Raw genomic sequence first — 24,490 nt, forward strand, 5'->3', positions numbered from 1 at the left:
CTTGGCCAGTTCCTTGACCTCGTTGGCCACCACGGCAAACCCCTTTCCCGCCTCGCCGGCCCGCGCGGCCTCGATGGTCGCGTTCAAGGCCAAGAGGTTGGTTTGCTCGGCGATCGAGGTGATCACCTTGATCACCTTGCCGATCTCCGCGCTGCTTTCGCCCAGCTTGGCGATCGTGGCGTTGGTCGCGTCGGCGACGGTCACGGCTTGGGTGGCAACTTTGGCGGCATCCGAGGCGTTTTTGGCGATTTCGTTGATGCTGGCGCTCATCTCCTCGATTCCGGCGGCGACGGTCTGCACGTTCTTACTGACCTCTTCGGACGCGGCCGAGGCGATATTGGCCTGTCCGGAGGTCTCGTCGGCATTGCCGCTCATCTGAGTGCTCACGGTGGACAGTTCCTCGGATGAGCTGGCCAGAGTGAGCGCATTTTTTGCGATCGCGCTGACGCTCACGCGCAGATCGGCGAGGAAACTCGACAAGCCCCTGCCCATCTGCCCAATGGCGTCGCTGCCGCTGACAGTGATTTCACGAGTGAGATCGCCGCCAGCCGCGGCGTTGACCACTTCGAGCATGCTGGCGACCTTGGCCTTCAGTTCCGACTCGCTCTGGACGCGTTCGATCGTGTTCGAGACGAGCAGTCCCACGCCGCGCAATGCATTGAGGCGCTCCTTGGAGAGCTGGACGATCTCGAGCGCGAAAAAGTCCATTGTCCCGACGACTCTGTCGCGGACGATGATCGGGAAGCAGACAGCCGACTTGACGCCGGCCTGCCGCGCAGCGGGACCTCGCGGAAAATTCGCGATTTCGCGGACATCGGGCACGAATATCAGTTCTCGCTGCTGCCAGACTCGCCCCGGCAGCCCGATCCCTTCTGGAAAGCGAGCGGCAACCGTGGCCCGTTGAAATTCATCGTTCACATGCCCGGAATCGACTGCGAACTTCAGGCTTAGGTCTTTTGGATCCAAGCTCCAATAAGTCGAATAGACCCAACCGAAGGCATCCCGTACCGAGTCAATCGCCGCCCTCGCGGCTTCGGAAACCGTGGCCGCTCGGCCAAGCGCTTCGACCACTTGCAATACGGCGCGAACATTCTCATCGGCTTCGGCCGCGGCTTTGACGGCTTGTGCGAGCGCGCCGGTCGCGCGATTGACTTTGCTGGGTCGTTTCGGCTTAGCGGTAATCATGGCGAGATTCGTTTTGAAACGAATGTGATTTTTCCTGTTCTCCGACACCAAGGTCGTGGCGAATGGATCAATTCCGTTCCGCCGTTCGCTGCTTTTCCGTTGAGCACTGCATCGCCGCTTCGGTGTCGAGTACAAGGAGCAACTGGCCATTGAGCTTATACACGCCGCGAATCAATTCCCGGCCGATTCCTTTGAGCGTTTCTGGAGGCTGTTCGAAACGATCTTCCTCGACTTCCTGCACATCGCCGATTTCATCGACCAGCAGGCTCACCGCGCCGTCGTCGCCCCGGACCACCACGTTCATCGGCAACCGCTCGCCGAGGCGGTCGCAGAGGCCCAGCCGGCGGCGCAGGTCGATGGCCGTAACAATCTGCCCGCGGAGATTGATCATCCCGCTGACCTCGGGCGGCGCAAGCGGCACACGCGTCATCTGCTGGTAGCGAATTACTTCCTGGACCTTCTGCACCTCGACGCCGAAAAACAGGTCGTCGAGGAAAAAGGTGCAATACTGTCGCGTGTCAGCCATGAACATCTCCCGCTAGACCGCGGCCAATTCTTCGAAAAACGACGGATCTGCGCGGCGGATAATGGCCGCCGGGTCGATCAGATCGGTAACGAACTGCTGAATCACGACCGAACCAAGAATGCCTTCGGTGCGCGCGCTGCGCTGAATTTCGATCGACGCTTCGACCGTGTCGAGAATCCGATCGACAACGAGTCCGGCGCTGCGGCCATTCTGGCTGTAGACAACCACTTGCAGCGGCTTGCCTGCGGGCGCCCCAGAGCGGATTCCGAGAACGTCGGCCACGCGCACGAGCGACAACACTTGAGAGCGATATTGGACGACTTCGTGATTATCCGATACTTCAACCTTGGCAGGATCGATCTCTTCCAGCCGTGCGACCATCGAGATGGGCAACGCCAGGCGGCGATTCTCGCCCAGGCCGATCACGAGGAGCGTCTGCACGTTGGATTTCTGCTCTTGCGTCTTTCCGGTCCGTTCGCCGAGGCCCCGATCGTGGATCTCGGACACGACCGACGCGTGTTGGGCAATTCCCATCACGTCGAGGATCAGCGCCACCGCACCGTCGCCCATGATCGTAGCCCCGGCAAAGACCGGGACTTCTTTGAGTTGCTTGCCGAGCGGCTTGACGACAATTTCCTCGGTGTCGTTGATGCGATCAACCACGAGCCCAAACTGCCGCCCGTCGGCTTGCAACACGACGATGTTGACCGCGTCCGCTTGTCCAGCCGATTCCGCCGGTTGCGAACGGGGATCGAGCTGGCGATTGAGATAGACGAGCGGCAACAATTGGCCGCGGAGCCGATAGACTGGCGCATCGTGCATCTTTTCGATGCTTTTGCGGGCCTGCTCTCTCTCCAGTCGAACCAATTCAAGCAGGCTGACTTGGGGTATGGCGTACCGCTGGCCGCCGCTGGTGACCAGCAAGGCCGGAATGATCGCCAGCGTCAACGGAATCTTGATCTTCACCGTAGTGCCGCGGCCGAGCAGGCTTTGCAGATCGACCGTGCCGCCGATCTTTTCGATATTGGTTTTTACCACGTCCATGCCGACGCCGCGGCCGGAAACGTTCGTCACCTTTTCCGCCGTCGAAAATCCGGGGCGGAAGATAAGCATTCCGACTTCCCGGTCGCTCATTCGCGCCGCCAGCTCGGCGGTAATCAACGCGCGATCGACGGCCTTTTGCTTGATGCGGTCGAGATTCAGGCCGGCGCCGTCGTCGGTGATCTCGATATTGACCTGCCCACCTTCGTGAAATGCCCGCAAGAGCAAGCAACCCTCCGCCGCCTTGCCTTGAGCGGCGCGGAGTTCGGGCCTTTCAATTCCGTGATCGACCGAGTTGCGAACGAGATGCGTGAGCGGATCTTTGATTGCCTCAATGATGGTCTTATCCAGTTCGGTCTCTTTTCCTTCCATCTCGATCCGGACCTGCTTGCCGCACTGCAAGGCCAGATCGCGGACGACGCGCGGAAACTTGTTCCAGACGTTGTCGATCGGCTGCATGCGGGTCTTCATCACCCCTTCCTGCAACTCGGTGGTGATCAGGTTGAGCCGCTGCGAGGTGCTCAGAAAGGCCGGATCGTTCAACGTGCCCGTGAATTGCAGAATCTGATTGCGAGCCAAAACCAATTCGCCGACCTGGTTCATCAATTTGTCGAGCAGGCCGACGTCGACGCGGATGCTCCCGTCGGCCAGTCCACCGGTACGTGCTTCCGGCTGGGCTTTCGACGAACTTGCAGGCTGATCCGAGGGCGCTTTGGCTTGCACTGCGACGCCCAGCGCGGCAGCGGCATGCGAATCGCCGGCCGGATGGCAATCGAGCGATTCGCTGAAACTCGCAGTGCCGGCGGTCGGCGGCTCGGCAATGACCGGGACGATTGGCGCTTCAGGCGCGGCGGCTATCGGCCCCTTGTTTGCCTGACGCGGTTCGATCTTGATCGACGCGGAATCCGCTGGAGCCGGAATTCCTCCCGCTTCCTGCAACAGATTGAGTTGCTTCACGAGCGCCGCATAGTCGGCCTCGCCCTCGGCGCCGGCTGTCTCGATGTTGGCCAACATGTCGCGCACTGCGTCGATCAGCGACAGCAGTCCGCTTGTGATGTCGGGATTGATCGTCAGTTCGCCTTCGCGCAGGCGGCTGAGCAAGTTTTCCCCGACGTGAGTCACCGATTCGAGCTTGTCGAAGCCGAGGAAGCCGCAGGTTCCCTTAATCGTATGGATTGTGCGGAAAATGCTTCCGAGCGTGGCGCGCGACGACGGATCTTGTTCCAGCGAAACAAGATCGCGATCCAATTGGTCCAGGTTCTCGTAGCTCTCAACGAGAAAGTCCTTTACAATGTCGCTCAGCTCGGTCACTGGATCTCTCCTCGTCGAGTTCGGGCCCATCGTGAGGCCGCGACGCCGTCTGCTTCGATCGGGGTACAGAGGTGTATAGCTCGGCGAAGGGGAGCATCAAGGAATTTCGCGGAAAAAACCTGGATTGCGCCGAGGACTGTCGCGCGACATGAGCGAAACATGTCGGGCCGCGTCGAAGTTATCGGTTATTCCGTCATGCGGCCGACAAGCACCAGAACCGCACAAAAAAGATGGCCGATCCCATGATCCGCGGCTTTGCCTGCAGCGAGCGCATCGGTTATCCTGTCGGCATCTGTTCCTCGATGCGAGGAAGCAATGCCTTTTCAAACGACGCAACGGTTCCGCGCGGCGCGGATCGCCATGGACAAGAAAGCCAAGAAGCGGATCGATCTGTTGCAGCAGAAGCTGCAAAAGCTGCGGCAGCAGTTGGCCGGCGCCAAGAAGCAGCTCGACGAGCCGGAGGAAGTGAAGCGGCTCGAGGCGGAGATCGCCGCCGCCGAGAGCGAGCTGAAATCGCTTAAGGAGTAGAAGTTAAGTACGAAGTACAAAGTATGAAGTACGAAAGAACCTGCGTCCTGCGGACGCTCCGGTTACGTCGGGCTTTGAATCTTGAACCCTCTTTTTCGTACTTTGTACTTCGCACTTCGTAATTACTTGGCGTCCGGTCGCTCCAGCGCGCCATTGTGATAGACGCCGATCTCGGCGTGGCCGCTGCCGCTCCAGTCGCCGACGACCGGCGTATCGCCCGCGGCGCCCAACTGGCGGACCTCGTTTTTCGCGTCCTGCTCGAAGTTGTGGTTCGTGTCGAGAATCCACTTCCCGTTGCGGAACACGCCGATCGAATCGCGGCCTGAGCCGTCCCAATCGCCGACGACGGGGATATCGCCCTTCTCGCCGAAATGGGCCATGAGGTCTTCCGGTCCCCAATGGCCGTCGCCGTTGAGATCGAGCATCCAGACGCCGTCGTGGAAGATGCCGATCGTCTTCACGCCGCTGCCGGTCCAGTCGCCGACCACGGGAATGTCTCCCTGATGGCCAAATTGGAAGACGTGGTCGATCACGTCGGCCCGCAGTTTGCCGCGCGACGTGAGCTTCATCGTCCGCTCGCCGGTGGATTCCTCGGGCCGCGGCGGATGATTCTTTTTCAGGCCGCTCGGCGGGTTGTGCGGTTTTGGCAAGCCCGGCTCGCGAGCGATCGCTTTCGGATCGCCGTTCCAGGCGGGGCCGTAAACGCCGATATCATCCTTGCCGTCGCCGTCCCAATCGCCGACGACCGGCTTGTCGCCTGGGCCGCCGAGCTTGCAATACATATCGCCTTCATCCCAGACGCCGTCGCCGTTCATATCGATGAACCACTCGCCGTCGATGAATACGCCCATCCGTGTCTTGCCGTCGCCCATAAAATCGCCCGAGATCGGGATCGCACCCGGAGTGCCGAACACGTAGCGCAGCTTCGGATCCCCCTGGCCGTCGTTCACCGTCCATTGCGAGCGGCTGAGATCGATTCCCATCCAGGAGTTCACGTTGAACCCGGCGGGCGTGAACTGCACGGCGCCGGCGTCATCCGATTCGCGGGGCTGGCCGCCATCGATGACGCTCAAATGCCATGAGTATTCCGTATCGCTCGCCCCGCCGACGGCGAAATGCTCGAAGACCGGCTGCGGCATCGGTGGCACGAAAGTGATCGGCGACCCGAGCGGCACGAAGGCCACCTGCGCCGCCGGCGGATTCTCGATCGGCGGGAATTGCGGCGGGATCGGAGGGATCGGCGGCGGAATCGGCTGCGGCGGCTCCGACTGCGTGACCACCACGCTGAAGTTGTTGTCCGCCGAGTTCGCCCCGATTGCCAGCGGAATCTGCACGATGGCCGTCGAACTGGCCGGGATCGCAAGCTGCTGGATGATCGACGGGCTGATGCTCACGCCGGCGTTGAGCGGCACTCCGCCCGATGTTCCCGCCGTAATCAAGCCGGCAATCAGATTCGGCTGCGCATCCTGCGGCAGTTGCTCGAGCACCGTGTACGTGCCGGCCTTCAGGTCCGTGAACTGGTAGAAGCCGTTGGCATCCGTGACGGTGCTGATCGGCTGGAGGTTATTGTCGAGAATCACCTGACCGTCGCCATCGCCCAGATAGAGCGTCACTCCGGCCAGCCGCTTGTCGCTCGGCTGGAAGATGCCCGAGCGATAGAGCGATACTTGCGAGGGGCTGAGCGTGGCGCCTTGCGGAAGCGCGATCGGCGGGCCGTCTTGGAAGACGAAGCCGCTGATCGTGCCCGGCGGCTCGACGCAGAAGTTGTAGTTGATCCCCGCGATGCCCGAGTTCAGCACAATCTGCGACGTGGTATCGAGACCGACAGTGACGCCACCGACGGAGCCAACGTCGGCATCTTCAGAAAAATAGTTCGCCGGTTGCTCCGCGCGAATACCGTAGGTTCCGGGCATCAAGTCGGTGAACGAATACTGCCCGCCGGCGTTGGTGACCGTGGTCGAAAGCACGTTGCCATCGCCGTCGAGCAAATCGATCGTCACACCCGCGAGCGTTGGCAGGTCGATCGCCGTGTCGCAGTTTCCCGTCGTATCAATTTGCACTTTGCCGCTGATGCTCACCGGCGCGAGATTGCAGAAGTTATAATGAATCGCGGCCGCGCCGGAGCCTGGATCGATCTGAGTGGTCGTATCTTTTCCGACGACCGTACCGCCGATCGAGCCGACATCAGCATCGTTCTCGAACAGGCCCTGTGGCTGCACTTCGTGGACCGTGTACTGCACCCAAGGAGTCAGCCCGCTGAATTGATAGTTGCCGTTTTCGTCGGTCGTCGTGGTCTTGAGGACGTTCCCTTCGGCGTCAAGCAATTGGATCGTCACACCCGCCACCGGCTGCGGATTCGGATCGGCTTCGCAATCCGGCGTGGCGGTGATGATCACGCAGCCGCTGATGCTCGCCGGGAGCCAATCGCAGAAATCGTAGTGCAGCCCGGCCACGCCGGACCCGAGCAGCACGCCGGTAGTTGTGTCGCTGCCGACCACCGTGCCGCCGGCGGTCCCGACGTCGGCATCGTTCTCAAAAATGCCGGTGGGTTGAACCTCGTGGACGCCGTACTTCAATCCAGGTGTCAAGTTCGTGAATTGGTAGTTGCCTTGCAAATCGGTCGTGGTGGTCGCGAGCACGTGGCCGTCGGCATCGAGCAACTGGATCGTCACTCCCGCGACGGGCTGCGGATTTGGATCCTCTTCGCAATTCTGCGTGGTCGTGGTCACCACGTGGCCACTAATGCTCGCGGGGAGCACGTCACAGAATCCGTAGCCGCTCGCGTCCACACCGTCGCCAAGGGCTACTTGTGTGATCGCGAAGTTGACAATTGTGCCGCCGGAGCTGCCGATGTCTTCGTCGTCGTGCATGTAGCCGGTCGGCAAGATTTCGCTCACGCCGTAGGTGACGCCCGGCATGAGATTGTTGAACTGGTAGTTCCCGTTCGCGTCGGTCGTCGTGGTCTTGAGTATGTTGCCATCGGCGTCGAGCAACTGCACGGTCACTCCGGAAAGTGGCTGATTGGCGAGGCAATCGCTGACATTTCCCGCGATGCTTGCCGGGCGAACGTCGCAGAAATCGTAGCCCGCTGCGTTCGTCCCGTCGCCGAGCGCGATTTGGATGATCGAGGCGTCCGCCGCGATCGTGCCGCCAGAGTTGCCGATAGCTTCGTCCTCGTGAATAAAGCCGGTCGGCAGGATTTCGCTCACGCCGTAGGTCGCGCCCGGCAGGAGGCCGCCGAATTGGTAATTGCCTTGCTGGTCGGTCGTGGTCGTCTTGAGCACATTGCCGCTGGAGTCGAGCAACTGCACGATCACGCCCGAAAGCGGCTGGTTCGTAAGGCAGTCGGCGACATTGCCGCTCAGGCTGGCGGGGAGCCGCTTGCCGAAGTCGTATTCCGTGCCCGATTGGCCGCCGAGCAGCGTGATGCCGTTGATCTGATCGCCGACCAACGCGACCGTGCCGCCGAGCGAGCCGGGCGTCACCTTGCCATCCAGGTATCCGGGGGGCTGAGTCGTCTCGCTGACGGTGTATTGGCCGGGGGCTAGGCCCGTGACAGTATATGAGCCGTCGGAGGCGGTGGTGGTAGTGATCGGAGTCGTGCTGCCATCGAGCGCCGAGATCGGGGTGACGACGATCGTCACGCCGCCGATGCCCTGCTCGCCCGATTCCCGGATGCCATCGTTGTTTGCGTCGTGATAGACGTAGCCGCTGATATTGACGGCCTGCGCGAGAGCGAAATCGTTCTGGATGCTGTCTTCGCCGCCGAGCAGATCAACCTGGCTGACAATCAGCCGACTGACGACAGTGCCATCGGTCGTGCCATTGACCGAGCCGGCGGTCGCGCCGACGGCGAAATACCCCGGCGGCTGAGTCTCGACGACCTGATACGTGCCGGGCAACAACCATTGGTACAGATAGTTGCCATTGGCGTCGGTCGTTGTGGTCTTGCCAGTCGAAACGTATTGCGATCCGTCGAATTGATAGAGCGTGAGCGTGACTCCCGCGAGTCCCGGTTCGCCCGCATCTTGATGGTTGTTCAGATTCGGATCGCTGAAGACCGTTCCGCCAATCGAAATTGGCAGCGGGGTTTGTGTCACCAGCACATTGGCGCCCGTCGTCTGGTTCGACTGATCGGTGCTGCTCGGCGGCATGTAGTTTTGCGGCGGCAGGTCGAGCGTCGAGCCAGACGTGACGTTGTTCTGCTGAAAAAGCGTGTCGTAGCCGGCCACGTAGGCCGTGTTGACCGAGAGGTTCTCGTAGTGCGGGGCGGTGAAAGTGCCGGTGAGATGAGCGCTCTGGAAATCGTTTCCCTTGGCGAGCGGAGCGGTCGAGACGGCGTGGGTGTTGGGATCGATGGCAACGACCTGCTCGGCATTGTCGCTGAGCACGAGTTTATCGCCGGCGACGAAACCGCTGAGCGTCAGCACGATTTGCGTTCCGCCGTTGGTCGCCGTCTCGTTGACGACCTGGAAACCGTTGCTGGAGACGATCGTGAGCGGCGATTGCCCGGATTGACCTTGGCTCCCCGGAGTGTCCCAAACGATGTCGCCCACGGCCAGCCCGAGCTGATTCTTGCTGCCGTCGATCACCAGTTGGGTCAATTGCGTTCCGGCGGCGCCTCCTTGGAATGAAACTTGGATCGTGTTCGGCGTAGTGTTTGTGCCGGGGGCTGGATCGAAGAAGACGCTGCCGAAGTGAATCTGCGGCGGGGCGGCCGTGAGCAATTGCCGCGGCTCCATCTGCTCGAAGCGGCAGACGCGAAGATGCTCTCCCGCGGCCCGTCCGGGTTTGCGGCCGGCCGATTTGAAAATCCGACGCCAAATGGCTGCTGTGTTAAACAGACTCACGAACAGGCCCTCCCTGACCGTTTTGGTGTCACCATGGCACGCAGAGCGTGCCCTACCGGTTCACTCGCCGCCCGTCAATTTCTACAGCGTCGTGTCGCCCTTGCGCCGAGCGCTGTCTTCGCCGGTCCGCTGGAGATTCCACAAGCGGATCGTCGTGTCGAAGCTCCCTGAGACAAGCACGTGGTGCTGCACGTCCGCGACCAGGCTCGACACCGTGCCGGTGTGCCCGACGAAGCGCTCGATTTCCTTCTGCGTGCCAAGGTCCCAAAGACGGATTGCGTTGTCGCTGCCGCCGCTGGCGAGCATCTTCGGGCCGCAAAATGTCAGCGAACGGATCTTCGCCCCGCGGCTTTGCATCGAGAAAACATCCTGGCCGCTGCGGGCGTCCCAGAGCCGGATGATCTGGTCTTCGCCGGCCGAAACCAATTGGCTGCCATCGGCCGAGAAGGCCAGGATTCGAATTCGCATCCGATGTGCCGGCCACTCCTTCGCGACGCGGCCATCGGCCATGTTCCAGATGCGAATCTGGCCGTTCCCGCCGCCGGCCGCCAGCAGCGATCCGTCGGGCGAGAAGGCCACGCTCCGCATATCGTGGCAGGGGCATTCGAGCGTCTTGAGCACTTCGCCCGTCGCGATGCTATAGATCTGCAACTTGTCTTCGAATCCGGCGGCGGCGATCGACTTGCCGTCGGGGCTGAAGCCGACGGTGTAAATCGCCAGCTCGTGCTCCTTGAGCGTTCGCATCAGCCGCCCGCTCGCCACATCCCAAAGCCGCACACAGCGGTCGTCCCCCGCCGAGGCCAAAATGGCGCCGTCTGGGCTGAAGGCCACTGAGCGAATCCAATCCGTGTGACCCCGCATTACGTGCAACAGCTTCATCCCTTCGATCGACCAAATGCGCAGCACATGGTCGTCTCCTCCCGCGGCCAGCAGATTGCCGTCCGGGCTGAGGCCGACGGTGCTGATCACCGGTGCTCGGCTCGTCGGCTGATCGGGCGACACCGGAACGACTTGCGTTGCCTTTTGCGTCGGCGGCGAAGCCGCGACGGTCGTGGGCGAAGCCATCGGGCAGGCGAGAATCGTCGAAAGACCGAGCAGCAACCGGCGAAGGCTGTCCACGTTGATCACCATCCCTGGTTTCAAATTTCGTAGCTGAATTCGCCAGAATTCAGTGGCGGCGTCGGCACGGGCCGCGCACGGAATCTGGCGAACTCCGCTACTCGTCCCGTTCGGCGATTGATCGCGGCGAGAGCGCGCACGGCGGCGCAGCAGCTCTGCCGTTTATATCGGTCGAAAGCCCACGACTGCCGTAGCCGAACCGCGAAGCGGCGTAGAGCTGTGCCGATCGGGTAAAGAATAGCGGCTAGGCAAGTCTCATTATCTGCCGCCCGTCAGTTGCCAATCTCCCGGCGGCGGAAAACGCTCAGCGGGCGGCCGACCAGCAGTGAGTCACGAAGCACTTCGCCGCCAGTCCACGGACGGCTGTCGCGCGAAATGGGGCTGTTGTCGCCCAGCACGAAATACTCGTCCGGCCCTAAATGGCAAATGGTCGAATTGGCCGACCGAATCGGCCGCGTATAATAAACGTCGCGCCAGATTTGGAGCCGCGAGATTAGTATCTCGAGGCCGGATGCGCCGATCGAGAACGGTTGTGAAGATGCATGCAGGTCACTGCTCGGGGGAACATAGGGATAGATTAGCTCGGTCCGTCCGCCAATCGCCAGAACGACTTGCTGATCGATGAGCGACAACACCACTTCCGTCGGCCAATCCAGCAATCCGGCGACCGCTTGAATCGATTGCACTTCGCGGCCATTTCGTGCCAGTGCGATCGCTCCCGTCGCTGGTAGGATCGAGACTTGAAATTCCTCGCGGCCGTCGCGGGCCTTGAGCTGCAGCGTGCCCTTGCCGCTCGCTGAAAGTTGGCAGACGAGCATTAAATCGGTTACATCGTTCAACTGCCGCGACGTTGTCTGATTGTAGCCATCCTCATCGCGGATTGGCGCTTCTCCAATCGTCAGCGGCCCGCCCGCCGTGCGGCGCCAGTGGACGTAATTGAGCCAATTGATCGACGGCGATCGCAACTTGCATTGCCAACCGCCATCGACGATCTGCCAGCCGCTATCGGGCTGAGCCGACCAGCGGTTCGGCAGATCGCTCGCGGCGCTGGACCAGGCCGTATCGTGAACCAGGATCGCCATCTCGCGCTGACGATCGAGCGGCTTGCGGGCGATCGAACCATCCACATACACATCGCCGTCGCGAATCTCGATCGCTTCTCCAGGCAGCCCCACGATTCGTTTGATGCAATAGTCGCTCGCGCGCTCGGGACAGCGAAAGAGAGCCACTTCCCAGCGCCGCGGCGCACGCCAAGCGAATGTGCTGCGGTCGATGAGCAGTCGGTCGCCGGCGATGATGTCGGGGGCCAATTCGATGCCGCCGCGCCCGCAATTCGGGCACGTGGCGGACGCGTTGTCTCGTGACCCCACGGCGTCGCAAGCAAATTCCATCCCGCAATCGGGACAGCGGGTGACGCGATGCGGTCCCAAGTACGTCGTGGCCATTGAGCCGCTCGAGACGACGATCGGCGCCGGCCATCCCTCGAGGAAGAATTCTTTCGCCATGATCCCGGCGATCGAAAGCAAGACGCTGGCCTCAATGATCCAACGCATCGGCCCGCGCGAGCGACGGCGACGGAGGACGATTTCGCGTGGACACATGGAGGGGAAATGACGAATTCCGAATGACGAATAACGAAAGAATGACGAAGCTCAAATGACGAAGCTCGAATGACGAATCCAGTGTGGCGTCGCGATCCGCGCCGCGCTCCGACCACCCGTTTAGCCGCGACCCGCAGCGAAGCGCAGGGGAGCGCGCAAGCGCACGGCCAGCCAGCCCCTTATTCTAATCCGCCGGCGCGTCACTCCGGCAGTTCCTCCGTGCTCGGTTCTGGGAGCCAGAAGCTGGCGATCAGGCCGATGGCATAGACCAAGAGCGCCACGGTCCCCGCCGCGTAGGCCAGACGAGTGGGGCCGCTGAGCTTTGGGACGGCCGTTGCCAACAACAATGCCAACGACGCCGTCACTTGCTGCGCGCCAGTTCCGAGCATGCGGCCGCCGACGTTGGCGGCGAAGCTCTCCCCGGTGCCGCGAAGGTAGGTGGGGTAAACTCGGGGCAGATAATTGCCCCAAAAACTGAATTGCGCGATGGTGAAGAAACCGGCCAGCCCGATTCCCCATTTGAGCACGTCAAGACTCTGCTCGCCCAGGTTTCCGGTCCCCGCAATAAAGAAGACCGCCGGAATAACGATCAGCCCCGGAATCTGAAAAACTCGCAACAAAGTGACACGCCGGGCGATCAAAAGCGCTAGCCAGGCGAGCGAGAATCGGCCGATCAGCCCCCCTAGCTCCTGATAGAGTTGAACATTGCCGACGATCTGCTGGCGTTCTTTCGTCAGCTTGAGAATCTGAGCTTTGAGCGGCTTGAACTCTGCGCTCGCTGGATCGAGTTTCTGCAATTGCGCTTGCAACTTTGGAACGACAGCCATGCTCGGCACAAGTCCCGGCACGATCTGCGGAACGAGTTGCAAAGCACCAAACGCCGCGCCGAACGCGCAGGCGAAGAGCACCGTCGAGACAATGGTCGTTCGGCGAAAGGTCCCTTGAAAGAGTTCGCCGAGCCGCGGCCGTTTCAATCGTCCTGCGGCCTTCTTCTCCCGCCAGGCCGGAGATTCCGGCAAGAACGGGCGGATCAGAATCAGCGGCACGGCCGGAATCAAGCCCGAAAGCAGCCCATAACGCCACGCCGCCTGACTGCCGTGGATCGCCGCCCAGTCAGGCAGATTTCCGGCGATCGCGACCGATCCTTTCCACGCCGCCGTGGCGAGCAATCCGCCGCACGAGCCGAAGGCCTGCGTGAACCCCAGAACCGCCTCACGTCGCCTTGGGTCGGGAAACAGCTCTGCCAGCCACGCCACCGCGGCGACAAACTCGACGCATACGCCAATAAATGTCGTGCAGCGGAATACGAGCAGCATCATCGGCGAAGTGGCAAGCGCCGACGCGGCGGACGAGAACGCATAGATGAGAATGCTCCAGGTGAGCACGCGCCGCCGTCCGAGCCGGTCGGTGAGATAGCCGCCGAGAAGCCCGAAGACGCCGCCGCAGACCGCGCTGGCCCAGGTGATCCGGCTCGTCCAGGCAACGATCGCGTTGTAGCCGTCTGTCGTCGCCGGATCGACGTGCAACAATTCCGCCAGCGCCGGCGGTCCGACCAGCGGCATGATCAACAGCACATACGTGTCAAACGCAAATCCAATCGCGGCGATGATGCAAATCAACCATTGAACGGGCGTGAGTCGAGCCGATGCCGGCGAAGGGAGCGAATTCATGGATCAATCCGGAGGGAGAAATTGGGGCGGGCGGCGTGAGTCAGCAATATGGCCGGCATTGTAGTCCAACCGCACAACGAGGTGTAGGGTGCGTCAAGGCTCGTCCGCAGACGCACCGGGGAGCGCGGCGAGTGGGTGCCCACGTCGAGTTTCGGTGCGTCAGCGCTTCGCTTGACACACCCTACGACTGCCGCGGCACACGGAGTGTGCCTACTACGTTAGCGCTCGCGAGAATCGCCGCCCGCTTGGCGACCACGTGCAGCCGCGCTGGCGCCGGTTGATTTGCCCACGGCCGCTTGCGCCAGCGCCGTCTCGGCGGCCCGATTGTCGGCCGCATGAACCGCCAGGTCGGCGAATTGCTGCCGGACTTGCGGTTCCACGTGTCCGAGTCGTTGGGCCAACCGGGAGACGCCGTTGGGGTTCGTCTCGGCCGTGTGCGCGAGCGTGCCGACGAAGGACGAGGTCTCGCTGAAATTGTGGTCCGCCGTTTTACCCAAGAGGGGTTGCAGAGTCTTAGCGACGATCTCGGCGCCGAGATTCTCGATCCGCAAGAAGGCATCGAGCCGGTTTGTCACAAAAGCTCGCCCGCCGGAGTCGTGAGCGCTGACCGTCTTCAGCACCATCACGCACTGCCCACGGAGCTTCGTTGGAAACATCGGCCCGTCGTACATCCCCTCGGAATAGATCACGTGTAGGTCGGAGCTGCGAAAAGCGAATTCGACGTTCCCCGTGGTCCCCTGGCCGTCGGAGGCCCGATACCGATCGGGACCATTTCGATCGAGCGTCATGTTGGTGATTCCCATCACTCGCCAAATATCGACAACTACTTCCGGATTGCGAACCAAAAACACGAACAGGTCCGGATCGCAATCGACCGATTGTGTGGGGAGCCGGCGAAAGATGCTGGCGTTATTGATCACGGTGGCGATTCGGCCGCGCATATCGCGACCGAGCTTGTCGAACGGGATCGACTGGATTGCCTCGTCGCGCGCGGCCCAACTGGTCGTCGCGTTGCCGGCGTATGGATTCGCGGCGCGGCCGACGTTGCCGAGAAGAAGCAACCCCATGCAAGCGGCGCCGCGTAGCATCAACCGAATCAATCGCGGCGGCAAAACTTGCTCCGGCGCCGACAATCGGCAGCGCTCGCGGCGCGGTGGCCTCTCGGCGATGAAGCGCTGGAAATACATATCCCCCCGAAGCGAGCGAAAACAGGCGAAATCTGCCGGTCATAGGGATAATTCGGCCGCCCATGCCGAAGAACGACAGCCAAAATCGTTCGCGAATGGCCGCAATGTCCCCGCGCAGCTTGCCTCGCTTACCAGCGTTCGACCCATTCACTCCAACTGCCATTGCCGCAACTTAGCGGCTTAACGAGAATCCGCCACTTTTACATGTTCGCACTGCGACCTTGTCGCAAATCCGGAACGGCGCAGAGGCCGTTCCCTACAGTCGGCATCGCCGAAACGTAGTGAACGCCCTCCGCGGCGTTCCTGCACCGGGCACCATATCACCTTGTCACGATGTCTGATCGCCGCAATCCAACTCGCCGTCGACTGCTTGGCCGTGCGGCCGCGGTGATCGCCATATTGGCTATGGTCACCGCGGCCTGGTATCTGAACCGGCCCGAAATCCTCGCCGAGCGTTGGCAAGAACGGCTGGCCGAGTTGCCGGACGACCAGATCGAGCCGCAATTGCGACAGATCGCTGAACTCGGTGATGCGGGAGTACACGTGCTGACGGCCATGCTGGAATCTCCCCGCGAAGCAATCCGCGGCGCGGCGCGAGCGACACTCATCGAAGAAGTCGGCCGCTGGGAACTTTTGCCGGCGGAAGGAGCGATGGAGAAGCTCACAGTCTTGGCCCATTCGCTCGTCGAATCGTCGGCGCGTTTCGATTCGTCGAACCGAAGATTCGCGGCCGATATGGCGCTGCGGATGATTCAATGGCCGCTTCAAGCGGGCGACGACGCCCGGCGCAACGCACTCTTAGCGGATTGCGAAGCGGTGTTGGCACTTTGCGCTTCGCCGCGGCCCGCGCCATTCGCTGCCGCGCTCAAGCGCTTCGATCCGGAAGTCCATCTCGCTCGAGCCGACGAGTCCGAGCAGTCGTCCGCAACTTCGACGAGCGATCCCAATGTCGATCTCGACGCAGTGGAGTCGCTGCCGACGATCGCGCGGCTGCCGGGCGGCGGTCTGCCGGTTGAGCTGGCCAGCCTGCCGCCGCCAATTCCAATCGCCGCTTTGCCTGCTAAACCGCAAGCGGTTGAGCCGAATCGGCTGCCCGAACATATCGTCGCGCAGCCCTTGAACGATACGGCCGAGCCTCCCGCCTTGCTCGATCAAGCTCCTGCCGCCAACCAGCCGCGTCGTCTGCCGCTCAACGACACTGGGTCGGGCAGCACGCGCCGGTTGGATGCTCAAATCGACAAGCGGAAATCGGCCGAGTTGTTGCAAACCGGCGCGACGGGCGCGGCCGCTTGGCAGCGCCTCGAGCTGCACGAAGTGATGCAGGCGTTGCTCACCGCCGATCCGCGATTGCAATCGGCGGCGACGGCCGAATTGGAACATCGCGGCCTCACGGGCCCCCTCGCCGAGTTGGCGCATGGCGCGGCCGACCCCGACCCAATCGTCCGCCGGCAACTGGCCGAGTCGCTGCCGCAGTTGCCGGGCGTCGACGCCCGGCCGTGGCTCTTGGAACTCAGCTACGACGAGGACTCGAACGTGCGGGCCACGGCGGTCACGCTCATGGCCACCAGCGGCGATCTCGATCTGCTCAAGCGCGTCCAACAAGTTTCGCGCGACGACCCCGACGACCACACCCGCGCTCAAGCCGAGAAAGCGCTCTCAGCCACGAAACGCCGCTAGACATGGTCGGTAATGCGGGGGAAATTCCGTGGGGAACGCCCTCTGTGGCGTTCCGGATCTGCGCCGGTTCGCGGAACGCCGCGGAGGGCGTTCTACAGATTGAAAATGATTCTGTTTGTTGTAGCGCGGTCTCCCGACCGTGCTACCGCGGAGGTCGCCAGGTGTGCTTCGTCATTCCGCCGTCCACGGGTTCGGCCAATCTCCCCAGCGGTCGAGATAGAGGCGGAATCCATTCACTTCGCCGGCGCGCGATTCGAGCCAGCTTTTGGTGGCTTGGATCAACTCGTGCTCCTTCTCGAGCGACAATTCGCCGGCGAGCACGCGCGTGCGCAAGAATACGAAATACGTGTCGAGCACGTCGCAGCGGCAGTAATCGTTGATTTCGGCCAGCCGACCAGCGTTGAACAGGTCTTGCACCATGTGCCCTTGCACGTCCATCTTACCCGGCTTGCCGAGCAGGTTGGCGGCCAGATTCAGCCCGCCGATGAAACGCGACGAACCGAAATTCGTCAGCAGCTCCATGAGATCGAGATGTGCGGCCACGTTGTAGCGATTCCGCGGTTGATCGCTTGATTTGCCGCGGGCGAGAAACCAGCCGGGCAAGCTCACGCCGAAGCGAAACGCCGCCAGTTCGAGCATCGGCAGGTCGAAGCCCCGCCCGTTGAAGCTCACCAGCGTCGGCCGGTGGTATCGTTCCCATCCGCGCCAGAAATTCTCCGTGATCACGTGCGGCCGAAACGTCGGCTCGTCGAGCGCGACCAGATCGAGCAGCCGATAGTCGCCCGTCACTTTGGCCACCGCGATGGAGACTGGATATTGAAACGTATACGGAATGAAATCGCTGTCGCTCTTGGCCATCAGCTCATCGCGATAGCGTTGAATGGCGGCCAGCGGATCGAGCATCTCCCCCGGAAAGCGCAGCCGCGAGACAAGCGCTCCATCGGCAACGCTTTCCAGATCGAACACCAGATAGGCGACGGACTGCGGCGATGGCGCGGACATAGGATCGGAGGTCAGAGGTCGGATTGTTGGAGTTCAGGCTTCGGGCTGCGGATCGCAGGCTAAAGCCCGAACTCCAACACTTGGTCGGAGGTCGGAGATCGTGCGTTAACCGGTTCGCTGGCGAACCGGATCCCGTAGGTCAGGCTTCCAGCCCGACTTGATCCGCCGAGACATCTCAACTCGCCCGACAACCTACCAAAATCGGGCCAATCTGGCGAACATGCTGATGGCGAAGTTTGTCCCGTCTAAGACGCCGCCGCTCTCGGGGCCGGCGTTGACCCATTGCTGCGAAGAGGTAGAATGGCCGGTTCATCCTAGCTTCGGGGCGTAGCTCAGCCTGGCTAGAGCGCTACGTTCGGGACGTAGAGGTCGCAAGTTCGAATCTTGTCGCCCCGACCAAGGGGACGTTCTGCTGAAAAGTAGAATGTCCCCTTTTTTTCTCCAACTCGACCGGTTCTTGTTACCCCGGGTTCTCGACTATACCGGCGGGAATCAACACCAAGCCGCCCGCCTGCTGGGCATCGCCCGGCAAACTCTTCGGCAGAAGCTCCGCGACCTGGGCCTTCGGGTTTCACAGTCGGTTGAAGCTAACGATGAGCCGTAAGAACTCGGCTTCCAAGCCTTGCTCGGCGAACTGGTAAGATTTTTGGCCGGACCGGCTGAAACCTTGCCCATTCCAGCGGCAGGCACCGCCCTCTTGAACCAGACGACGCCGTCGTGGCTCGCGCGCTGTGCCCAAATCTTCCCGTAGCCGCGCACGGATCGATCTCCAGCGAGGCCGTGGTTGGCGACACGGTCCTTTCATGGCGAGAGCAGCGGCAAGACGACGCTGGTGTGATACGTGCGTGGTCGAAGTAGAGATGTGAGTGGTGGAGCTGTCGAGAGGGGCTTACTTTGCCGTAAAGCCGCCGTCCATCATCAGGATCGAGCCGGTGAAGAAACTAGCCAACTCGCTAGCCATGTACGTGAAGAAGCCCGCGATCTCATCCGCCGATGCGATCCGACCGATAGGATGGTTGCTGCGCAGTGTCTGCCAAAACGCTTCCGGATCGCCTGATTCCGCCGCCGATTGGTGAACGATCGGCGTGTCAACTGTGCCACAGCCGATGGCGTTGACGCGGATTCCATACCGGGCATATTCCATAGCCATCTGCCGGGTCAACATGTGCAAGGCCCCCTTCGACGGTCCATACGCCCCTTGCCCAGGGATGCCGACCTGCCCCGAGATCGAACCGGTATTGAGGATCACGCCGGATCGCTGCTGAATCATCACCGGAACGACATGCCTGGCGGCCCAATAGACCGCCTTGACATTGATATTCATCACACGATCCCATTCATCAGACGTGTGCTCATGCAGCGGCTTGACGAGTGAGACCCCGGCGTTATTGACGAGAATGTCGATACGACCGAATGACTCCATCATCACCCGCGTGAAACTCTGAGCGGTCTTTTCGAGGGACACGTCACCTTGGACGTACTTCAGCCGGGGATTGTCAGCCCCTTTGAACAAGGTGGCCGGTGGCGCGAACGCGATATCGACAGCGACGACACCGTCAATTCCGGCATCGAGGTATTTGTGGACAGTCGCGAGCCCAATTCCGGAAGCGGCTCCCGTCACGATCGCGGTCTTGCCGGCAAGTGTCACCTGCACGAACTACCCCTCTCGTCAGAAAACGCTTCGTAGCGGCCAGCCGAAATCTCGCCTGCTCATGGCTTCGAGAACAAGCTGTCGTCCAGTGGCTTCTCGTGCAACTTCATCTCCGAAATCCGAAGATCATAGACCTTCTTCCCTTCCCAAAAAACCTCCATTTTGAAAGGCTGCTTAGTTTCCCGAACGTTCCGATAGTCAGAATACTTGCACTCCTCATCAACCACCTTGCCGACCGCGACGTTATTGTATTTGCGTTCGTATTCTATGAGCAGATGGGTCTCTTTGTCGAAGTAGAGACTGACGGGATCATGCTTGTCCTGGACGACGAGAATGCCGACTGCTTTCCGGCCCGCAATCGAAGTCTCGGCAAGAGAGGATAGCCGAAATCCTTTGGCCTTCAACGGGACCAACATGGTGACCCAATTGAGATAGATTTCTTCCCGGCGAGATTCTAGTTGGTCCTTACTCAGTTTCTCGGTGGCCTGATCGCCGTCCTTCGTCCAGCCTTCCTTGCCGTTGATCGCCTCGACCTCGGTGACTTTGTTGTCCCCATCCAACGACACCGTCCGCTCTTTGTCATACCCTTGAATGAACCACTCGAACGACAATCGCGTCCTCTGGTTGTCTTCGTCATACGCCGTGCCCCTAACCTTGAAGTAGAGTCCGACGACTTTGCCGAGTGCAGCCTCGCCGCCCTGGACCTTGATCGCCTCATCGAGGATCGCCTTGGCGTCGTCCTGTTCGTCCGCCGTTGCAACGCTACCCAGCGAAACTGCCAGAACGACGGCACCGAAAAGTATTCTGCGCATGAAACGCCCTCCGATTGATTCGAGAAAGTCGCTTTGCGGGTAAGCCTCATGCTATGGGTGCGTCGCACTCAATTCAAGACGACCAAAGTATTTGGACATCGCCACGGCGAGTTATGGCGCCCAATTGGCTCCGTCAGCCTTGCTCCGGCGGCCGGCGGTCGGGGATAAAGCGGCCATGCAAACCGAGCCGCCCGAAGCTGAGCTGACGAAGCACGCCGCATCCGCTTGCTCCGCCGTCCCGTCAGGCCGGGACCAGCGATTGAGGTTGCCATTCGTGAACCACGCGTTCGAGCGCGTCCAAGACATCAACGTCGTAAGCGGATGTTCCACCGGAGCGAAGTTCGAGGATCGCCTCGGCGGGCGAGATGGTCTCGTCGGCATGGCCTGCGGTCAACGCTTCAAAGGCGCGAGCGACACTCAGAATCTTCGCGCCAAGCGGCACCTCGGTCGTCACCGGATCCTGCAATTCCGCCGGCAGCTTCGTGTCCTGATTCATTAGAATTGGAATCGCGCCGCGGAGCACAGCCCCGAGCGAATACACCAGATCGGTTCCATGAAAGCTGAAAGCGTGGGCCTTACCCTTGCCTTCAAGGCTGTGGACGGCCTTGCTGATCGCCTTAGTCGTGATTTCCACTTTGCTGAAGCCTTGCATCAAAGCCGCCACTCGGATGTCGTCGACGCGCTTCGAAGGCAATTTCATCTCCAGGGCGATCCGCTGACTGAGATCGACGACGCGGGCCGTAGAAGCGTTGAATTGCGGATTGCCTCCCTGCAAATACTTTGCGAATACCTCGACCACGCCGACATAGGCCTCGTGTAGTTCGACGGCTTGAGCCGATCGCTCGTCGCTGAGCGTGCCGACCAATAGTGCGGTCAGGCACAAGATAGCTCCCCAAACGGTGACCGCCAATCCAATCGCCAACGGCGACGTGTAGCTGGAAAACTCGTTGAGCTGTAGTGCACAGACCAGCGACGTGGTCATCACGCAGAACACCGCCAGGATTCCGGCCGAGTAGCGGCCGAGGAAGAAGGCGCTGAGCACGACCGGCAGGAAGAACAGGTTCAGCGTCACCAGCTTGTAGCCCTCGACCTTGTAGACGAGACAGGCCAGACCAATGGCCAACAGGATTAGCGTCAGCTCCAGGATTCGTTGCTCGCGTTTAGATAGTTGAAACATGCTGATCCTCTTCTTCGGGAGTGTGGAATTGCTCCGCGCGCTGGCGGAACCGGTCCTCGATTTGTAAAAATACCTCGACCACGCGCGGATCAAACTGTGTGCCAGCCGCCTCGGCGATCGCGGCCACGCACTGCTCATGCGGGAGGGCTTCTTTGTACGCTCGTTTGCTGTTGAGAGCATCGTACACGTCGGCCACGGCCACGATTCTGGCCGACAGCGGTATCTGTTCTCCGGCTAAGCCCAGCGGGTATCCCTGGCCGTCCCACCACTCGTGATGCGCCGAGACGATTTCGCGGGCCATTTGCAGGAAATTCGTGGACCCCAAGCGGCGTTCGATTTCCCGTAAGCAGTCGGCGCCAATCTGGGTGTGAAGCTGCATCCGGGCGCGTTCTTCGAAAGTTAGCGTGCCTGGTTTGCGGAGAATCGAGTCCTCCACTCCCACTTTGCCGATGTCGTGAAGCGCCGAACTGATTCCGATCAACTGGACAAAGGCTGGCGTGACGCGGTCGCGGAATTCGGGCCGCTGGCGCAGACCGGCCGCCAACATCGACGAGAACTGGGCGATTCGCTCCAAATGGCGGCCCGTGTCGGGGTCGCGCGAGTCGGAAAGTTTGGCCAGTCCGAAAATCACCGTTTCTTGTGTCCGCACCAATGTCTGGGCCTGCTTGAGGGCCTCGACATCCGGGTGAGCACGGGTGATGGAATCTCCCCGCTCACGGTAGCTCATTAACATAAACAGGGTCACAGCCAGCAGACCGACCGTCCAAAGCAGGGTGATGCCGCTGGCAGCCCACAGTGTGCCTCTCAGCAAGGCGGGACTGACCTTTTCGTCACCGGCCAACCGCGTGAGCAACAAGTATCCGTCGTGCGAGGCAAGCCCTTGCGCAAACGCAACCTCTCGATCGCCGGTGGCATCTTTGAGGACGCCGCGAATCGGCTCGTCGAACCGGCCCCAATCAGCGCTGGCTTGAATCCACGTCAACGCATGGCCAAGACCATCCGGCGAGGAATGAGTCGCGGGCTTATCGGCCGCGATCAAAACCTGCCCCTGTTCATCCAGCAAGTACAGACGGTCGGTAGGATTCGCAGCCGCTCGCCAGCGAGCGAGCACTCGCTCCCAGCCGTGCCCGCCCTGTCGCAAGGACGATAAACTCTGCTGTTCAAGTTCCGCACCCAGCAACCCGACTTGACGCATAAGTCCGGCGCGGGCTTCGTCTGCTTGAGCTTGCGCTACACCCGACGAAACGTAAAGCTGATGGAACATCAAGCCGACTGCAACGCAGCCCGACTGGGCCAATAGAATCACGGTGAAAAGGCGGCGGTTGGTCACTTGCGCTGTCCTGCAAGACCGGATGGCAATGGCACAGAATTACCCACCGTGAATTCAACCGGTGCAGCAAGACCGTCGGGGAACAAGCTAAAACACCACAACCCAGGAAACGACTCGCATTCGGCTGGCGACTGGGCCCTGCCGAAGGGGACCAAACCAACTGGCCCTCTGAAAGTGTAGCTTGCGTCAACGCGGGTTGACGCAGCCCTTGGCCGAGCGGCGGCAGGCCGACAATTCGCGAGAAAAATCCACGGTCTGCCGACTGAAAGGCCGGGCCGACGCAGGTTTGCGCGCTCGGGTCCACGATCGGCAATCAATCCCGGAGTCGAGGTTTTTTTGCCGACCGCGCGGCAGGCGCAAGGCGGCAAACGCACGCTTTTGCCCAGGCGGTTGTCGGATAGGCACTTAGTCGTGCCGTCCTCAGTTCCCCCATTCCTTGCCGATCGCTTCCAATAAATCGTCGACCAGGAGGAGCCCGCCCGCATCATCCGTCGAGGAGTGCGGCTGCATCGTGGCCGGCTCCGAACCGAACCATTCCCAATCGTCCGCACCGAATGCCGTGGCGACGGCATCCGCATCAAGCATCTTGCGCGCGGCCGCGGCGTCTTTAATTTCGCTGGAACCCGTCTGACTCGCGACGGATGATGTCGCGCCGTTCGTATCGGCGGGGACAATTGAAAAAGAGTTGTCGCCGTCCGGAGTGCCAGGATTGAAACCGGCCACGATGGCGATGGCCGCTGATTTGAAGCTTCTGTCACGATGGAGTTCCACGCTGACGGAATCCACCGGGATTACGTTCGCCGTGGTCGAGACGATGCTGGCTGTTGCCGACGTCGAGGCCGTCGCAGAACCAACGACCGCCGGCAAAGTAACTGCGGACGTAGAATCGTTGGCCCCTGGCGAGACCGGACTCGCTACAAGTTGCGGCGCTAAGCGGCGGGATCGAGTCGCCGCTAGGCGTTCGATACGAGTCACTTCAGTGCTGGCATTGCCCGATCCGCTGACGCTCAGAGCCGAGACAGAGCTATTGCTCGAAGACGTCGCGGCCGATGAAATCAACGGATTGCCCGTTGAGTCCGACGGGGCGATTGTCACCGTGGCGAAGCTTGTCGAAGTGCCGCCGATCACCAAGGCGGTCTGATTGATGTGGTTTGCCGTGAGATCGCTTCCAGCGTCAATCGTTACGCTGCCCGTACCGTCGATTCCGCCGACGACTTGATTCACGCCCGAAACCACGACGCCGGCAGTCGCAGTGCTCGTGTTGGCGATATTGATGCCGGCGCTGCCGCCGGCCAAGTCGGAGATCGAGCCGGCGAGTTCGAGCGTCGCGGCGCCGTCTACCGTGACGCCGACGCCCGCCAACTGCGGCGCTGTCGAGTTGGTCAGTATCAATCGACCGTCGTGCACCGCAAATGGGCCGGATAAGCTATTCCTCCCGGCGATCGTCAGCGTACCGGCGCCGATTTTGGATACCGCGTTGAAATGGTCTACTCCGCTCTCCACGGGCGAGTGGACCGTCACGTTCTGTGTGGCGTCCATGAGAGCCACAACCGCCACGGTGGTCGCCGGAAGCGGACTCAAGAGATTGATCGATTGCGGGCCGGCGGGGATCGCGAACGTGATCGTATGGGTCGTGCCTGCCAAGGTGTTCGCGTACAAGATTGCCGCGCGCAACGAGCCGGGCCCGCTGTCGTTGGTGTTGATCACTGTGAGCGGATCGACGACGGTGAAGTCCCGGACATAGTCGGTGCCGGGCGTGCCGCTGCTGGCCCCGTCGAGTTGAACCCCCGAGACGCTGTGCAGACTTGGTCCGGGGATCATGA

At 61.3% G+C, this 24,490-nt stretch carries 16 protein-coding genes and 1 tRNA gene; 3 read left to right on the top strand and 14 right to left on the bottom strand.

Annotated features, from left to right (window positions below; genetic code table 11):
* From VGY55_00015 to VGY55_00025, 3 genes are all read right to left on the bottom strand, one after another.
* On the bottom strand, positions 1 to 1,185 hold a 1,185-nt coding region (locus tag VGY55_00015; GenBank protein HEV2968339.1), incomplete at its 3' end, for a methyl-accepting chemotaxis protein.
* Between the two features lie 67 nt (positions 1,186 to 1,252).
* Complete coding sequence (locus VGY55_00020) at positions 1,253 to 1,711, bottom strand: chemotaxis protein CheW (GenBank protein HEV2968340.1); 459 nt, start codon at positions 1,709 to 1,711, stop codon at positions 1,253 to 1,255.
* A gap of 12 nt (positions 1,712 to 1,723) precedes the next feature.
* A complete protein-coding gene (locus tag VGY55_00025; protein HEV2968341.1) occupies positions 1,724 to 4,063 on the bottom strand; it encodes a chemotaxis protein CheA in 2,340 nt (779 codons plus the stop codon).
* 315 nt (positions 4,064 to 4,378) lie between these two features.
* On the opposite strand from VGY55_00025, the gene VGY55_00030 reads away from it, so the two are divergent.
* Positions 4,379 to 4,591, top strand: a complete 213-nt coding sequence (locus VGY55_00030) for a hypothetical protein (protein ID HEV2968342.1) — start codon at positions 4,379 to 4,381, stop codon at positions 4,589 to 4,591.
* 122 nt (positions 4,592 to 4,713) lie between these two features.
* On the opposite strand, the gene VGY55_00035 is transcribed toward VGY55_00030, so the two are convergent.
* From VGY55_00035 to VGY55_00055, 5 genes are all read right to left on the bottom strand, one after another.
* Positions 4,714 to 9,441 (bottom strand): SdrD B-like domain-containing protein, encoded by a 4,728-nt coding sequence (locus VGY55_00035; protein HEV2968343.1) that lies wholly within the window; start codon positions 9,439 to 9,441, stop codon positions 4,714 to 4,716.
* Positions 9,442 to 9,522: 81 nt separating this feature from the next.
* Positions 9,523 to 10,560 (bottom strand): WD40 repeat domain-containing protein, encoded by a 1,038-nt coding sequence (locus VGY55_00040; protein ID HEV2968344.1) that lies wholly within the window; start codon positions 10,558 to 10,560, stop codon positions 9,523 to 9,525.
* A gap of 272 nt (positions 10,561 to 10,832) precedes the next feature.
* On the bottom strand, positions 10,833 to 12,113 hold the full coding sequence (lepB, locus tag VGY55_00045) for a signal peptidase I (protein HEV2968345.1): 1,281 nt from the start codon (positions 12,111 to 12,113) through the stop codon (positions 10,833 to 10,835).
* 248 nt (positions 12,114 to 12,361) lie between these two features.
* Entirely contained in the window at positions 12,362 to 13,831 is a 1,470-nt protein-coding gene (locus VGY55_00050; GenBank protein ID HEV2968346.1) for an MFS transporter, read from the bottom strand.
* Between the two features lie 218 nt (positions 13,832 to 14,049).
* Complete coding sequence (locus VGY55_00055) at positions 14,050 to 14,898, bottom strand: hypothetical protein (GenBank protein HEV2968347.1); 849 nt, start codon at positions 14,896 to 14,898, stop codon at positions 14,050 to 14,052.
* 453 nt (positions 14,899 to 15,351) lie between these two features.
* Between VGY55_00055 and VGY55_00060 the strand changes: the two genes are divergently transcribed.
* Positions 15,352 to 16,695, top strand: coding sequence for a HEAT repeat domain-containing protein (locus VGY55_00060; protein ID HEV2968348.1), 1,344 nt, complete (start codon positions 15,352 to 15,354; stop codon positions 16,693 to 16,695).
* Positions 16,696 to 16,866: 171 nt separating this feature from the next.
* Here VGY55_00060 and VGY55_00065 read toward each other — a convergent pair whose 3' ends face one another.
* Positions 16,867 to 17,697: a 3'-5' exonuclease gene (locus tag VGY55_00065; GenBank protein HEV2968349.1), complete on the bottom strand. Its 831-nt coding sequence runs from the start codon at positions 17,695 to 17,697 to the stop codon at positions 16,867 to 16,869.
* Positions 17,698 to 18,018: 321 nt separating this feature from the next.
* Between VGY55_00065 and VGY55_00070 the strand changes: the two genes are divergently transcribed.
* A tRNA-Pro gene (locus VGY55_00070) sits at positions 18,019 to 18,096 on the top strand.
* A gap of 490 nt (positions 18,097 to 18,586) precedes the next feature.
* Here VGY55_00070 and VGY55_00075 read toward each other — a convergent pair.
* The 5 genes from VGY55_00075 to VGY55_00095 all read right to left on the bottom strand — a co-directional run.
* Complete coding sequence (locus VGY55_00075) at positions 18,587 to 19,351, bottom strand: SDR family oxidoreductase (protein HEV2968350.1); 765 nt, start codon at positions 19,349 to 19,351, stop codon at positions 18,587 to 18,589.
* Positions 19,352 to 19,407: 56 nt separating this feature from the next.
* Complete coding sequence (locus tag VGY55_00080) at positions 19,408 to 20,160, bottom strand: hypothetical protein (protein HEV2968351.1); 753 nt, start codon at positions 20,158 to 20,160, stop codon at positions 19,408 to 19,410.
* Positions 20,161 to 20,401: 241 nt separating this feature from the next.
* Positions 20,402 to 21,337: an HD domain-containing phosphohydrolase gene (locus VGY55_00085; GenBank protein ID HEV2968352.1), complete on the bottom strand. Its 936-nt coding sequence runs from the start codon at positions 21,335 to 21,337 to the stop codon at positions 20,402 to 20,404.
* Positions 21,321 to 22,667 (bottom strand): HD domain-containing phosphohydrolase, encoded by a 1,347-nt coding sequence (locus VGY55_00090; protein ID HEV2968353.1) that lies wholly within the window; start codon positions 22,665 to 22,667, stop codon positions 21,321 to 21,323. Before VGY55_00090 ends, VGY55_00085 begins: the two co-directional genes overlap by 17 nt.
* 420 nt (positions 22,668 to 23,087) lie before the next feature.
* Positions 23,088 to 24,490, bottom strand: a 1,403-nt coding sequence (locus VGY55_00095; protein ID HEV2968354.1) for a hypothetical protein, incomplete at its 5' end; no start/stop codon positions are given.

This window comes from Pirellulales bacterium (assembly GCA_035939775.1).
Classification (GTDB): Bacteria; Planctomycetota; Planctomycetia; order Pirellulales; family DATAWG01; genus DASZFO01.